The sequence below is a fragment of the Roseovarius sp. MBR-51 genome (assembly GCF_053628575.1).
Map to the genome: position 1 here is coordinate 1 of NZ_JBRJGQ010000032.1, position 14,278 is coordinate 14,278.

At 60.9% G+C, this 14,278-nt stretch carries 16 protein-coding genes and 1 pseudogene; 8 read left to right on the forward strand and 9 right to left on the reverse strand.

What is annotated here, in order from left to right; genetic code table 11:
• The 3 genes from istA to ACSSVY_RS21540 all read left to right on the forward strand — a co-directional run.
• Nucleotides 1-1,100, forward strand: a 1,100-nt coding sequence (gene istA, locus ACSSVY_RS21530) for an IS21 family transposase (RefSeq protein ID WP_454271996.1), incomplete at its 5' end; no start/stop codon positions are given.
• On the forward strand, nt 1,090-1,881 hold the full coding sequence (gene istB / locus ACSSVY_RS21535) for an IS21-like element helper ATPase IstB (RefSeq protein WP_454271998.1): 792 nt from the start codon (nt 1,090-1,092) through the stop codon (nt 1,879-1,881). The genes istA and istB, both read left to right, overlap by 11 nt.
• Before the next feature lie 111 nt (nt 1,882-1,992).
• Nucleotides 1,993-2,553, forward strand: coding sequence for a hypothetical protein (locus ACSSVY_RS21540; RefSeq protein ID WP_454271999.1), 561 nt, complete (start codon nt 1,993-1,995; stop codon nt 2,551-2,553).
• Nucleotides 2,554-2,623: 70 nt separating this feature from the next.
• Here the strand turns inward: ACSSVY_RS21540 and ACSSVY_RS21545 are convergent, their stop codons facing one another.
• Nucleotides 2,624-3,076, reverse strand: a complete 453-nt coding sequence (locus tag ACSSVY_RS21545; protein WP_125327899.1) for an Lrp/AsnC family transcriptional regulator — start codon at nt 3,074-3,076, stop codon at nt 2,624-2,626.
• Between the two features lie 137 nt (nt 3,077-3,213).
• Here ACSSVY_RS21545 and ACSSVY_RS21550 point away from each other — a divergent pair, with 137 nt between their 5' ends.
• Complete coding sequence (locus ACSSVY_RS21550; RefSeq protein ID WP_322243460.1) at nt 3,214-5,574, forward strand: 1-deoxy-D-xylulose-5-phosphate synthase N-terminal domain-containing protein; 2,361 nt, start codon at nt 3,214-3,216, stop codon at nt 5,572-5,574.
• Nucleotides 5,575-5,598: 24 nt separating this feature from the next.
• Here the strand turns inward: ACSSVY_RS21550 and ACSSVY_RS21555 are convergent.
• Nucleotides 5,599-5,739, reverse strand: a pseudogene (locus ACSSVY_RS21555) (IS3 family transposase); the annotation flags it as partial.
• A gap of 360 nt (nt 5,740-6,099) precedes the next feature.
• On the opposite strand from ACSSVY_RS21555, the gene ACSSVY_RS21560 reads away from it, so the two are divergent.
• From ACSSVY_RS21560 to ACSSVY_RS21570, 3 genes are all read left to right on the forward strand, one after another.
• Complete coding sequence (locus tag ACSSVY_RS21560; protein ID WP_322243461.1) at nt 6,100-6,921, forward strand: type IV toxin-antitoxin system AbiEi family antitoxin domain-containing protein; 822 nt, start codon at nt 6,100-6,102, stop codon at nt 6,919-6,921.
• A gap of 92 nt (nt 6,922-7,013) precedes the next feature.
• Nucleotides 7,014-7,277, forward strand: coding sequence for a hypothetical protein (locus ACSSVY_RS21565; RefSeq protein ID WP_454272002.1), 264 nt, complete (start codon nt 7,014-7,016; stop codon nt 7,275-7,277).
• Complete coding sequence (locus ACSSVY_RS21570; RefSeq protein WP_454272003.1) at nt 7,278-7,955, forward strand: nucleotidyl transferase AbiEii/AbiGii toxin family protein; 678 nt, start codon at nt 7,278-7,280, stop codon at nt 7,953-7,955.
• Nucleotides 7,956-8,009: 54 nt separating this feature from the next.
• Here the strand turns inward: ACSSVY_RS21570 and ACSSVY_RS21575 are convergent, their stop codons facing one another.
• Nucleotides 8,010-8,603, reverse strand: coding sequence for a DUF6088 family protein (locus ACSSVY_RS21575; protein ID WP_454272004.1), 594 nt, complete (start codon nt 8,601-8,603; stop codon nt 8,010-8,012).
• 57 nt (nt 8,604-8,660) lie between these two features.
• A complete protein-coding gene (locus tag ACSSVY_RS21580) occupies nt 8,661-9,311 on the reverse strand; it encodes an antitoxin of toxin-antitoxin stability system (RefSeq protein ID WP_454272017.1) in 651 nt (216 codons plus the stop codon).
• A gap of 112 nt (nt 9,312-9,423) precedes the next feature.
• On the opposite strand from ACSSVY_RS21580, the gene ACSSVY_RS21585 reads away from it, so the two are divergent.
• Nucleotides 9,424-10,446, forward strand: a complete 1,023-nt coding sequence (locus ACSSVY_RS21585) for an IS110 family transposase (RefSeq protein ID WP_454272006.1) — start codon at nt 9,424-9,426, stop codon at nt 10,444-10,446.
• A 348-nt stretch (nt 10,447-10,794) separates the two neighbouring features.
• Here ACSSVY_RS21585 and ACSSVY_RS21590 read toward each other — a convergent pair whose 3' ends face one another.
• From ACSSVY_RS21590 to ACSSVY_RS21610, 5 genes are all read right to left on the reverse strand, one after another.
• Nucleotides 10,795-11,244 carry a hypothetical protein gene (locus ACSSVY_RS21590; RefSeq protein WP_454272008.1) on the reverse strand — a complete coding sequence of 150 codons (450 nt, stop codon included), beginning with the start codon at nt 11,242-11,244 and terminating at the stop codon, nt 10,795-10,797.
• Nucleotides 11,245-11,319: 75 nt separating this feature from the next.
• Nucleotides 11,320-11,517, reverse strand: a complete 198-nt coding sequence (locus tag ACSSVY_RS21595; RefSeq protein ID WP_454272010.1) for a hypothetical protein — start codon at nt 11,515-11,517, stop codon at nt 11,320-11,322.
• 1 nt (nt 11,518) lies between these two features.
• Nucleotides 11,519-11,896 carry a DUF6915 family protein gene (locus tag ACSSVY_RS21600; protein WP_454272012.1) on the reverse strand — a complete coding sequence of 126 codons (378 nt, stop codon included), beginning with the start codon at nt 11,894-11,896 and terminating at the stop codon, nt 11,519-11,521.
• A 1-nt stretch (nt 11,897) separates the two neighbouring features.
• Nucleotides 11,898-12,284 carry a DUF6878 family protein gene (locus ACSSVY_RS21605; RefSeq protein ID WP_454272014.1) on the reverse strand — a complete coding sequence of 129 codons (387 nt, stop codon included), beginning with the start codon at nt 12,282-12,284 and terminating at the stop codon, nt 11,898-11,900.
• A 122-nt stretch (nt 12,285-12,406) separates the two neighbouring features.
• The coding region (locus tag ACSSVY_RS21610; protein ID WP_454272015.1) for a strawberry notch C-terminal domain-containing protein at nt 12,407-14,278 on the reverse strand (1,872 nt) is incomplete at its 5' end.

Consider the following 14,278-nt stretch of genomic DNA (forward strand, 5'->3'; position numbering starts at 1 on the left):
GGGAGCGCACCAAGCTTCAGATGGCGCATATCAAGCTGTCACACAGCCGGGCCTTTCTGTTGCGTGCCTATCCGTTGCAAACCCATGAGATGCTGTTCGATGCCCACTGGCACGCGTTCCGGGTCTTTGGCGGCGTGCCGTGTCGTGGGATTTACGACAACATGCGCACGGCGGTGGATCGCGTCGGCCGCGGCAAGGAGCGGCAGATCAACATGCGCTTCCTCGCCATGACGAACCACTATGTCTATGAGCCGGAGTTCTGCAATCCTGCGGCGGGTTGGGAGAAGGGGCAAGTCGAGAAGAACGTTCGCGATGCCCGCCACCAGATGCTGCAAGGCATGCCGGACTTCCCCGACCTTGCCGCGCTGAATGCTTGGCTGGAAGAGCGCTGCTTCGAGTTGTGGCGGGTGACCCAGCATGGCAAACTGCCTGGCACGATTGCTGATGTCTGGGCCGAAGAGCAGGCGGCGCTGATGCCGCTGCCCGTGGCCTTTGACGGCTTTGTCGAACTGAGCAAGCGCGTCTCGCCCACCTGTCTGATAAGCTTCGAGCGCAATCGATACAGTGTTCCGGCGTCATTTGCGAACCGCCCCGTCAGCCTTCGGATCTATCCGGACAGGCTGGTGGTAGCGGCTGAGGGCAACATCCTGTGCGAACATGCCCGCGTGATCGAGCGCAGTCACAAGTTGCCACCAAAGACGATTTACGACTGGCGGCACTATCTGGCGGTCGTCCAACGCAAGCCCGGGGCTCTTCGGAACGGCGCACCCTTCCTGGAATTACCGCCTGCCTTCAGACAGTTGCAGGATCACATGCTCCGCAAGCCCGGCGGCGACCGCGAGATGGTCGATATCCTCGCACTCGTCTTGCAGCATGATGAGCAAGCCGTGCTCACCGCCGTAGAATTGGCACTGACCGAGGGCGTGCCGACCAAAACCCATGTGCTGAATCTGCTGCACCGGCTGGTCGACGGCAAGGTGATCGACGGACCGCCACTGGATACGCCACAGGCACTGGCCCTGCGCCGTGAACCCAAGGCCAATGTCGAACGCTATGACGGTCTGCGCTCCCAGATCGCTGGAGGCCGTCATGCGTCATGATCCCGCCGCTGGCGCCATCGTCATAATGCTGCGCAGCCTGAAGATGTATGGCATGGCACAGGCTGTCACCGATCTGATCGAGCAAGGCGCGCCGGCCTTTGAAGCCGCCATCCCGATTCTGTCGCAACTTCTCAAGGCCGAATTGGCCGAACGCGAGGTCCGGTCAATCGCGTATCACATGAAGTCGGCCCGCTTCCCGGCCTACAAGGACCTCTCTGGCTTCGACTTCGCCGCCAGCGAGATCAACGAAGCCACTTTCAGGACCCTGCACCGCTGCGAGTTTATGGACGGTGCCCAGAATGTGGTCCTGATCGGTGGCCCAGGCACAGGAAAGACCCACGTCGCAACGGCACTCGGTATCCAGGCTATCGAGCATCACCGTCGCAAGGTCCGCTTCTTCTCGACCATCGAACTGGTCAACGCCCTCGAGCAGGAAAAGGCCAAAGGAAGGGCCGGCCAAATCGCCGAAGGCTTGACCCGGCTCGACCTCGTGATCCTCGATGAGCTTGGATACCTGCCATTCAGCGCCTCGGGCGGGGCCATGCTATTCCACCTCTTGAGCAAGCTCTACGAGCGCACCAGCGTCGTGATCACCACCAACCTCAGCTTCAGCGAATGGGCCACGGTCTTTGGTGACGCCAAAATGACCACAGCCTTGCTCGACCGCCTCACCCACCGCTGCCACATCTTGGAGTCCGGAAACGATAGCTTCCGCTTCAAGGCAAGTTCAGCCGCCGCACAAAAAAAGAAGGAGACAAACCCGCACTTGACCCCAGCATGAACCGAAATCCATAATCAGAGGTGGCTCACTTCTCGGTGAAAAAACCGGCTCACTTCTGAGTGAAAATCAACAGCCTGCCGTTACCCCGGTTTTGCACAGCGTGTTGCGGCCTTGGCGGGGGTTGGCACCACGCGCCCCCATGCCGTGGTCATAGGCAAGATCGTGCAGGACATCCTGACCTCTGCTCCAGGCTTCAACGGCGGAGCCTATGCCGCTGCCGACATGGCAGTGCCACTGCGCCAGCACGCGCTTTACTGGACAAACCTTGCTTGGTGCCCTGATTTTCTAGACCGCAAGGGGTGGGAACCCTTGGGCCATGCGTCTCTGGATGCCTTTCTGACCGATTTCATGACCGGCTATTTCGCGCCGATGGATGCCAACAACCTGCTGGCACAGGTCAGTAAATGGCAACGCGCCGATGTGGGTGGCATTGCGGGCGGCGATGCAAAGGCCGCCTACGCGAAGGTGAAGTCGAAGGTGCTGCTGATGCCGATATCGTCAGACCAGATTTTCCCTGTGACCACCTGCATCGCAGAGGCAGCATTGATCCCCGGTGCCCGCCTGACCGTGATCGAAGGCAAGGCAGGCCATCTTGGTCTTTTCGCCATCGAGCCTGATTACATGCCGCAGATCAACGCGGCTCTCTCCGGGCTGCTAGGTGAACAGGTCTAGGCTATCTTCTTGCGGGCGATCTGATCAGTCATCTGGTGGACTTGATTGCGTCTGGAGTCTCGTCCTAAGCTCAGCTGATCCGCGCGGATTGCCGCTTTACCCATCGGATAGGTATTGAAGACTCAATCGAAGCGACTCCGCCGATCTTCGTTAGACGTCCAGTCAAAAAGTGCTCGAAGTCGTTCAGGTCGGCAACCGAAATTCGAAGTAGATAGTCGAAGCTGCCGGTCATCAGCCAACACTCCACAACTTCGGGGCAGAGTTTGACCTCACGCTCGAACTCGACAAGTTTGCGGTCCACCTGCTGATCCAGCTTGACAGAGACGAAGACACTGAAGCCAAAGCCCATGCGTACCTCGTCCACCACGGCGCTGTAGCCGGTGATGAAGCCGTCGGCCTCTAGCCGACGGATGCGCCGCGCACAGGGTGAGGGCGACAGGCCGACACGCTCGCTCAGTTCCTGATGTGAGATGCGCGCATCTGCCTGCAGTTCTTTCAGAATTCGGTGGTCGATCTGATCCAGTTTCACATGATATACGCCGAAAATCAGCGCCCCTTGTCAATTTGACGCCGAATATGAGCAATCGGAGTGCGAAAAGACAGGTAAAATGCAGGTATCTCGCCCAAGGACTGCGATATTCTTGCCTAAAGGAGTTGCCGATGCCTGATTTTCCCCATCTGAAAACCATTGAACAGCGCTTGCTGTGGTTGTCGCACTGGATGATCCATCACGCCAATCACATCCGGCCCAAGGTAGACGGGATCAAGGTCGGCGGGCATCAGGCGTCGTCGGCCTCGATGGTGTCGATCCTGACAGCGCTCTATTTCCACGCGCTGCGGCCACAAGACCGGGTCGCGGTCAAACCCCATGCCTCGCCGCTCTTTCACGCCATCCAGTATCTGATGGGCAACCAGACCCGCGAAAAGATGGAGAATTTCCGCGGTTTCGGTGGGGTGCAAAGCTACCCCAGCCGGACCAAGGACGTGGATGATGTCGATTTCTCTACCGGATCGGTCGGCCTTGGCGTCGCGATCACGTCGTTTGCGTCGATCGTGCAGGACTATATCGCCGCCAAGGACTGGGGCGGCGATCTGCCTTTGGGCCGCATGGTGGCGTTGGTCGGTGATGCCGAGATGGACGAAGGCAACGTCTATGAGACGCTGCAAGAGGGCTGGAAGAACGATCTGAGAAACTGCTGGTGGATCATCGACTACAACCGCCAGTCGCTGGACGGGATCGTGCGTGAAGGGCTGTTTGCGCGGATCGAGCAGATCTTCGACGCCTTCGGCTGGGATGTGGTGCGGGTCAAATACGGCGCCCTGCAACGCGCGGCTTTTGCCGAGCCGGGAGGCAGCGCCCTGCGCGACTGGATCGACCGCTGCCCGAACCAGCAATACGCCGCGCTGACCTTTATGGGCGGGGCCGTCTGGCGCAAGCGGCTGATGGAGGATCTGGGCGATCAGGGCGATGTGTCGGCGCTGATCGACCGGCGCGACGACGCAGGATTGGCAGCGCTGATGGAAAACCTTGGCGGCAACTGCGTGCAGACCATGGCCGAGGCGTTTGACGCCGTCACCCACGACCGGCCGACCTGCTTTCTCGCCTATACGATCAAGGGCTGGGGCACCCCGATTGCCGGCCACAAGGACAACCACGGCGGGCTGATGAACCCCACTCAGTTTGCGTCATGGCAAAGGCACATGGGCGTGCCGCAGGGCCAGGAGTGGGAGCCGATGGCCACCGTCCAAGACCCGACCGCCCTGCGCAGTTTCCTCTCGCGTGTGCCGTTTTTTGCAAATGGCAGCCGCCGCTATCACGACGACCGCATTGCCGTGCCGAAGATCATCGTCGATACTGGCCGCGAGATCTCGACCCAGGCTGCCTTCGGCAAGATCCTCGACGATCTTTCCAAGAGCTCCTCTGCGTTGGCCGCGCGGATCGTTACCACCTCGCCTGACGTAACGGGAACCACCAGCCTCGGCCCCTGGGTCAACCGGCGCAAGTTGTTTGCGCGTCAGCCGCAGGCCGATGCCTTCATTGAGCACCGCATCCCCTCGACCGCGAAGTGGGAGTTTGCGCCCGAGGGACAGCATATCGAACTGGGCATCGCCGAGATGAACCTGTTCTTGCTGCTGGGGGCGGCGGGCCTGTCACACAGCCTATTCGGCAAGCGGCTGTTCCCCATCGGCACAGTCTATGACCCCTTTGTGCATCGGGGCCTCGATGCCCTGAATTATGCCTGCTATCAGGATGCCCGCTTCATCATCATCGGCACCCCGTCGGGCGTTACACTGGCGCCCGAAGGCGGCGCGCATCAGTCCATCGGGACACCCTTGACCGGCATGTCGCAGGATGGTTTGGCGGCGTTTGAACCGGCCTTTGCCGATGAATTGGCGGTGATCATGGAATGGGCCTTCGACTACCTTCAACGCGACGGCGATGGCGACCCGGACGAACGCACCTGGCTGCGCGACAAAACAGGCGGGTCGGTCTATCTGCGGTTGACGACAAACCCGCTCGAACAGCCGGGCAAGCGCCACGACAACGCCTTCTTGCAAGGAGCCATCGACGGAGCTTACTGGCTGCGAAAGCCCGGACCAAATTGCCAGTCAGTGATCGCCTATCAGGGGGCTGTAGCGCCTGAGGCTATTGCGGCAGCGGGCATCATCGGCGAACACCGCCGCGATGTGGGGGTGCTGGCCGTTACCTCGGCCGATCGGCTGAACGCGGGCTGGACGGCCGCACAGCGCGCCCGCGCACGTGGTAACCGGGCGGCACGCAGCCACATTGAGACATTGTTGGCGGACCTGCCACGAGATTGTCTGCTGGTCACGGCCATTGACGGACACCCGGCCACTTTGGCCTGGCTAGGGTCGGTCGGCGGGCACAAGACAGTGTCACACGGGGTCGAGCATTTCGGCCAGACTGGCACAATCGGCGACCTCTATCACCACTTCGGGCTGGACCGTGACTCCCTTGCGCAGTCCATAGCGGGTTTGACAACGGGACGAGGTTCTTAGGGTCAGTGAACAGCCCCTAGTTTGCTAGACTCCTTGCAGTTTCAGTTTCTGCTGCTGTTCGAAGGCGATCGGTGACAGCATGCCGTTCTTAACGTGTTTGCGCTGCGGGTTGTAGAAGAACTCGATGTAGTCGAACACGTCTTGTCGGGCTCCACTGCGGGCCCGCAAGCTATTGTAGGACAAGGCAATCGCTATTGAGAACGATACCGTGGCTTGGCAAACCGAGCGTAGTTGCCAACCTATAGGTTGGCAGGGGCGCTTAGGGACATCAGCCTCGGTCAAGCTTCTGTCCGAAGGACCACGGTCTGGTCGCGGCGGCTCTCCGAGAGGTACACCGCTGCGACCTTCGGCAACCACCGCAAACCTATAGCCGTCCCTTATCCCCGCGCATTCAAATCTCCCATCAATTAGGGCTACCCTCAGTTCTTTGGAAATTCTGACTTTGGAGCGTCCGAAACGCTAAAGTGTCGCTTCCGTCAAAGAAATCCATGGTGCTCTCTTTAAAAATATGTCACTTTAGGCATCATGGACGCCGTAAGGTCACAGAATCTGAAGAAGCTGCTTGATGCCGTGCCCGCCGGGTATCTGGTCGATGCCGCGTGGCTCGTCTCCCAAGGCATCGCCTATGAGAGCTTCCGTGACTATGTGAAGCGCGGCTGGCTCGACCGCATCACCCGAGGCGTATTCCGCCGCCCACTCCCCAGAACCGCAGCCCCCCCGACGTCGAACAGCATCGACTGGAAGACCTGCATCCTCTCCACGCAGCATATCATGGGTCATGACCTGCATGTTGGCGGCACCACGGCGCTCGGCGAACAGGGACATGCCCACTATCTGCGCCTCGGCGAAAGCGCTCCAGTTTGGGTCTATGGGGTCAGTATCCCCAATTGGCTGGCGAAACTGCCGATGGATGCCCCGATAAGAACCCGCCCCCGATCCTTGTTTGCCGACCCGAAACTGGGCTTGATCGAAGGCATGACGACCGGCCAGCCGTGGGACTGGGGTCTCACGATGTCGACGCCGGAGCGCGCGATCCTGGAGGCCATGGACGAGTTGCCCGACCATGAGAGTTTCCACACGCTCGACATGGCTTTCGAGAGCCTGACAACCCTGCGCCCGAAACTGCTTTCCGACCTCCTCGAGGCTTGCCGCAAGATCAAGGTCAAGCGCCTGTTCTTCGTCTTTGCCGACCGTCACAATCATCCTTGGCGCAAAAGGATCGACCCGCAGGCATTTGATCTCGGCAGCGGCGACCGAGCCTTGGTTCAAGGCGGCAAGATCCACCCGCGCTATCGGATCATGGTGCCGGAAGATTTCGTGAAACCGGAGACCGGCAGTGGCGCGTGAGACCTACGAAGCCCAGGTAAAGCGGGGCTTTATTGCTTTGTTGATGCCCATCGACTACATTACGCGAGAAGTTACCTCACAGAGATGATGCAATGGCCTCGGTCGCAGCGAAAGTGATGTCGACAGTCAGCGCGCCCTACGGCGTGCAGGTGACGGCTACCCAGCTGGCCGAAAAGATCGCCGACAGCAAGAGCGTCGATGCCTTCGATTGCAGCGTGTTCACCTTCCTGTCCGAAGTGTCGCCCAAACTGCAGCAGTCGTTTATCGACGAGATGGGTGTCAGCAAGGACGCAGTCATCGTGGTCGCAAAAAAATTCTCCGAGCTCGCCGGATACAAGCTCCCGCTCGCGATCTGAATGAACGTCCCGCAGCCAAGCCGCTGGCCCGAGCTTTTTGACGCGGCTGTAGCGATCGTTGACCAAGCCAACGGTCAGGGTATCGGCATGACGAACTGGAGCTTTGGGGGCGGAACGGCTCTCATGCTCCAAATCAAGCATCGCGAAAGCCACGACATCGACCTCTTCATCGACGATGCCCAGTACCTCCCGTATTTGAACCCTGAGACGCAAGGATACAATCTCGCACTCGCACCGAGCGACTATGAGACCGATGGCACGCGCGCCTTGAAGATCGTGTTCAATGGCGTCGGCGAGATCGACTTCATCTGCTGCGACCCAGTCACCCAAGAACCGTATGTCATTTCCGAAATCCGCGGACGACGCGTCAAACTCGAGACGCCAGCCGAAATCCTGGCCAAGAAGGTAGTCTTCCGCGGCTCACACCTCCAGCCCCGGGATATGTTCGACATCGCCGCCGTCGCCCAGGCGATGGGCACCGACTACGTCGTTGAAGCCTGCTCCAGATTTCCTGATGCTTCCCGGGGAGCGCTCGCAGTCGCCGAGAAAATGAATCCTGCGCTGGTTGATGCCATCACAGGCAAGTTGTTGGTGTCAGAGGGATTTCAGATTCTTCAGGGCAATGCACAGGGAGTAACGAAGGCAGTCCTGGTCGAAGCGATCGCGCGAGCAGGCTGACCGGTCGCAGACGGCCGGCCAAGCCGGTCTTTGCCGCTGAGGCGCAGGAATGCCTCAGCCATGGACCATCTCTCCAACCAATCGTGCCAGCCAAGTCGGGAACTGCGGCGCGGCGGACACCAGTTCTGTCTTTGCCGTCTCCGTGAGCTTGGATCTCAGGATTTGCAGGGCCTTGGGAGCCTCATCCGGCCCGAGCCATGCCAGCGCACGGATGGCCTGGCCAGATGTCTTGCTCCCAAGGGCCAACTGCCAACGCGGCGCATGACGCAGTTCGACCGCTTGGCGGCCAAGGTTCAGCACGCGGCTTCGCCCTGAGGTGAGGTAAACCGACTTGACCGGCACCTGTGTCGTGAGGCCCAGAACGTTTGCGGCGGCGGCACCACTCGGCACGATCGTCTCGCCCCGTTGCACAGCCAGAGCTTCGATCGCTTGTTCGGTTGAGGGACTACGCGGCCCAAAGCGTGTCTGGACAGGGCGCATGTAGATGCCGCGTCCGGCACGGATCAAATCGCCGCGCGCGGCAAGGCGCGACAGCGTTTGATCAACCGCCGCGCGTGATCCGAGATGCAAGAGTCCCTTCGCTGCCAAGGGCACCCCCTCCGGCAACGTCGTCGCGACCTTCATAATGCTCTCGGCTAAGCGCTCCATAATCGCTCCGTTGTCAGAAAATTGTACCAATTTCTGACAGTTTTCAACCGTGCGGTCTCACCCGAAGCGGCGCCCTCCTTCGGTGAAGGTGTACTCGTTGACGATGATCCCTTCCTCGATGGCCTCATCCGAGGTCAGGTGGTCGTATTCAGCCTGAAGCTGGCGGTAGAGCCACCGGGCCAGATCACGCAGCGCCTCGGTCACGATCTCCTCGGCCTCCTCGGTTGGCGGTTGCCAGGTCGGGCTGTCGCGGCTGACGTCGATCGACATCGCGTATGCGTGGTAATAGCGGCCACGATGGCAGACCTCGGCGGCCAGCTGGTAGAAGTTGCGCCGCTGGATGGCCTGCAGCCGGTCGGCGATGCCGTGCAACGCCGCGTCTTGGGGCGCGTAGTCGCGGATGCGCGCGGCCGCACCCTTGGCATGGCTAAGGTAGCCCTCGAAGCAGGCCCCGTCGCCCTGGCTCCAGAACCCGGAGAACCAAATGCAGGGCTTTGCCCGCGTGCCGCCGCCCATCAGGCGGAGGGGCGTGGTCTTCAGGCGGATGCCGAGGATTTCGCAGACCCGCTCGAAATCCTCATAGACCGCGTCCCACCAGTCGTCGTGTGGGCCGAGTTCGCGATACCAGCTGCGCGCCTTTTCCTTGGCGGCATCCGAGAGTTCGGGGAACTGGTAGACTGTTGTGCAGATGATTTCAGATGCCGTAATGGGGCGGGCGCCCGGCGCTGAAGCTGCTTTCGAACTTTTCCCGCTAGGAAACTCGGGCACTTCGTCGCTTGATTCAAGCTGCCTGTCGTTTTGATCAAAAGGGGAGTGACCTATGGGCGTTTTCGTTGGCATCGACGTATCTCTCGAGAATTGTGCGGTTTGCGCCGTGGACGAACACGGCAAGCTTGTGAAGGAAACGAAAGTCGCAAGTGACCCCGGAGCATTGGACGCCTGCATCAGGGGCATTCCGGGAGTGGTAGAGGCGATCGGTATCGAAGCCGGGCCCTTGTCCCAGTGGCTTCATAAGTCTTTGACCGACCTTGGGCTGCCAGTGGTGCTCATGGAGACACGGCAGGTGAAAGCCGCCTTGAAAGCGGCGCCGGTAAAGACCGATCGCCGCGATGCTGCTGGCCTGGCACGTTTGCTGCAAATGGGCTGGTTCCGGCCGGTCCATTGCAAGTCGCTTTCCGCACAGGAGCTGAGGGTGCTTCTCGGTGCGCGCCGATCCGTGCAAGACGCCGCTATCAACATCGAGATGTCCATTCGGGGCATGCTGCGCAATTTCGGACTTCGACTTGGTCGGATCGGCAAAGTCAGCTTTGAAGACCGGGTTCGCGAATTGACCGAAGGCAACAAGCTCATCCAGCTTTCAATCGAACCGATGCTCAGGGCTCGGGCTGCGTTGCGCAGCGAGCTTGTGCGCCTAGAACGTATGGCACGGGACATCACGCGCGAGGATCCGGTTTGCCGCTTGATGATGACGATGCCCGGTATTGGTCCGGTCGTCGCATTGACCGTCCGGTCAACCATCGATGACCCCGGCAGGTTTCGGCGGTCGAAAGATGTTGGCCCATCAATCGGATTGACACCTCGTCGCTACCAATCCGGAGAGACGGATATCATCGGCGGTGTCACCAAAGCTGGCGACCTAGACATGAGGACCGCGCTCTATCAAGCTGCCACGGTGGTGATCCACCGCTCCAAGAAGCAGACTTGGTTGCGCGCCTGGGCGGAGCGGGTCGTTCGTCGGCGTGGGGCGAAACGGGCGGCGGTCGCTCTGGCACGTAGGATGGGTGTAATTCTGCATCGGATGTGGGTAGACAATACCGAATTCCAAGCTGCTAGGCAGGTATAATGCAAGCCAGCCTAGCCGCCGCGAAATGAAAGCAACAATCCGGCCGTCCTGAGAACCGGCCATCGAGGTCCTCACCAGGACGCGGTTTCCGAAGACGCCGCTCGATGCCTTGTCGCCGGAGCTTCTGCTCCGAGCACGTATTTCAGATAGGCGCGCGGAAACCGCAACGAACCAGCATCAAGTTGGCGACCACTGCGTCGACCACGGACAGAAGCGCGAACCGGTGTAGGAAAGCAACCGATGGAATGGTGTCGGACACGCCGGAAGGGGGGTGTCAGCCAATATCTGACCATTCAAGTCTACGATGCGCTCGAAACGCTTAGGTTCGGGTTTGTGTTTGTCTGCAAATTACCTATTGACCGAAGAGGCCCCATTACAGAAGGCATCGACGTCCTCCCCGTTCAGCGCGGCGGCCAGCCATTCCTGGCTGCTGGTCCAGCCGACGGATTTGCGTGTGCCGAGATCGATGACATGCGCGCCGCCGCCGAAGGCGTCGAGGCGCGGTCGGGAGCAGGTGAGGGCATACTGAAAGCCCCAGAGGCCGGTGAGATCGAATTCTTCCGCGAGGCGCAGGACGAAGCGGATGGCGGCTTCGACATCGCCGTGGTCCTCGTCATGGAACCAGAGGGTACTGCCCTCGGGCGCGTCCTGGCGCACGAGGTCGAAGCCTGCGACCTCCGGGTCCTCGGCATCGTGATCGGCTTCGCGCAAGCTCTGGAACAGGGCGAGCGCGCGGGCAGCTTTGTCGGGGGTGCCAACGTCGAGCAGGCACGAGAAATGGGTGAAGTAATCCGCCATGGGAACCTCCTGAATAGGGAAGACCCGGCCAAGTGGCCGGGCGCTGTGTCGGGATGAGAGGGTGGTCGGGAACGATCAGCGGGCCGGATCGTCGCCTGCCGTCTGTCGCGCGGCATGGGCACAAAGCATCTGCAGGTAGAAGCGCTTGCGTGCGATCCGGAAGCCGCGAACGGCGCGCGTGTCGGGGTGCAGCGCCCGGACCGCAGCCCGCAAGACGGTGTATGGCGAGGCCGTCGCTGGCAGGCCGAGGCGCTGATAGGCCGGGTCGGTCATCTCAGGTGACCTCGACCACGGGCGAGACGAGATGCGGATCGACCTGTGCCTCGATACGTTCGGTCCGACCCATCCAGGGCTCGGGCCGAATGGCCTTCACCCAATCGGCGAAGCTCGGGATGAAGCCGAGGTCTTCCTTCACATACTGCTCGGCCACCCAGCGGGTCGGAATGATCCGCCCGGTCGAGAGTGTGAGGGTGGGACCGAAGATGGTCCCGGCCATGAAGATGCCCTCCGCATGGTGACGCATGGCGCGGTGCGTGAAGAGCGCGAGGTGCTCTTTCGAGGCGTCAAACCAATCGTGCACAGACTGATAGTCAGACGGCACCCCGCCGAATTTCCGGGCAGAGCTTTCAGCATGATGAAGCGGATGGGCCATCTCAAAGCCCCTCGTCATAGCTGTGCGAGCATTCGACATAGCGGTCCGCGTGATCGAGGATGATGCTGTCTAGTGCTATGTCCCAGGTCAGCGTGCCGTAACCGCCCTCGTTGTTTTCGAACCCCGGGTGATGGTGATAGGCGAGCGACCAGGCGAAATCGCCCACCTCGGTGACAAGCGGCTCCGGCAGGTTGACCTCTGCAGGCTGCACCGTCACATCCTCGACATTGCCGGAGTCGCCATAGCCTTCGTATTCGACAGCGACCTCGCTGATGCCAAGCGCACGTAGCTGCGCGAGCAGCTCCACTCTGGATGCCTTCAAGGTGGTTTCGCGCTCTACACGCCATTGAGCCGCCATTGCGGCATAATCGATCTGGGGATTGGTCATGGGTCTGTCCTCCTATCTGAATTTGGGGGGACCGGGCATGGCATTGGTCTGCGCGCGCCCGGAAAGCGCAGACCGGTCAAATCCAGATCCGCGACGCCCGACCGGAAGCCCGCTTTGACTTTTCAGGCGGCTTGTTCTGACGTCATGGCGGCTTCCTGCCTCACGATCCGGGCCAGAATGCTTCCCGTGTCGATCCCGTCCCCATGCGGCAGAAACACCCGCAACTGAAAGGCGATGATCTCCGTGAAACACCCCATGACCTTGAGACCTTCAATCATGCCCCGATCCGCACCGCCCAGCTCAAGGCGCATCTCGCCTGCGACACGACGACGGGTCAGGGTCAGACCCCGGCCCAGATTGACAGGTGCGGTGGTGCCGAGGGCGGCGGTTAATATCTCCTGCGGCGTTTGCGGATTGGAGACGAGGAAGCGGGCGCGCAGCGCGGCCGCCCCTTCTTCGCTCAGAGTGCGCCCGATCATCGCCGTCGCCCCGTCCGGCGTGACCCGGTAGATGCGCTCATTGGTGGTCGGAATGTCCTTCCAGATCGGCAGCAGCAGCCCGGTCAGCAGGTAAAGCCTGGTCGTGGTGGTTTTCGGCAGGGACGCAGCCTCGGCATCCCAAAGCCTTGCAAACTCAGGCCTGTCGATCTCTTCCCAAGCCGAGGACTCAAACCGTGCCTCTTCAAGATAGCTCGACCCGTTTGGACGCACCGCCTTGCGCATCAGCGTGACGATGTCCTCGTCATACATCTGCATGGGGCGCGCCGAGATGAGCGCCGCGCGGCCGGAGGCGCGATTTACCATCGGTAGCTTGTCGGGATTGCGCGATATGGCCTCCTCGGCCCCAAGAACGTGGACCGGGTCGGTGACCTCCAGCCCGATGATCCGCGTCACTGCGCCGGATTTCGGGCAGGTCCAGAGATCCTCTGTGGAGACCTGTTCGATCTTTTCGCCGCGGAGGGTTTCCACGCCGAAATCGAGCATGCCCGCCGCGCGAGCCCGTTCCGTCTGATCGGCAATCCGGCGCATGAACTCGGCAAAGAGCGCGTTCTGCATGTGGATGGGCAGCGCAAGCACCCGGTTGAGAAACCGCTGGATCGGCGGCAGCTCCTCAAGGAGCACCCCGTCCTTGTCGATCAGCCGCAGGGCTGTCCAGTCGGTGAAGCTCTCGTAGCTCATCGCCTCAGCGCGCCCGGCGGCAAGATCGGCGAAATACCCACGCAGCGCCGCCCGCGCGATCGGGCTTTCGAGATTGTCCTCCTCGCGGAACATGCCCTGCGAGCCGGTCTCGCGCTGACCCTTGGTCAAGGCCCCCAGCTGGTCGAGGCGTTTGGCTATAGTCGAGGTGAAACGTTTTTCGCCATGCACATCCGAGGTGCAGACCCGGAAGAAGGGCGCGCTGACCTGAGCCGAGCGATGCGTGCGCCCGAGCCCCTGGATGGCCGCATCGGCGCGCCAGCCGGGCTCCAGAAGATAGTGCCGCCGCCGTTTCTGGTTCTTCGCCGTTTGCGCCGCGTGATAGGACCGGCCCGTACCGCCCGCATCGGAAAAGATCAGGATATCCTTCTCGCCGTCCATGAAGGCTTGGGTCTCCGACGAATTGCTACTGGCGGAGCGCTTCTCGATGAAGAGATGGCCATCCTCGGCCTTGAGGGGCCGGATGGACCGCCCCGTGACTTCTGCCACGGCCTCGTCGCCAAAGGCCCAGAGGATCTGGTCGAGCGCCGAGGGGATCGGGGCCAGCGTCATCAACTCCATCATGGCCGCATCGCGTAAGCCAAGCGCCTCGCGCGAGACAACGAGCGCGCCGGTCTCATCCCGCAAAGGTTCCGCCACCATGTTGCCGTCGATCTCGACAAGCTTTTGTGCATGGATCGGGAAGGCCTGTTCGAGATAGCCCAAGACATAATATGCCGCGTCACCGTTATGCGGAGTTCGGGATTTCAACCTGTTGTTCTGATGATTCATTTTCGGGTTTCCACTTTGGATAATCAT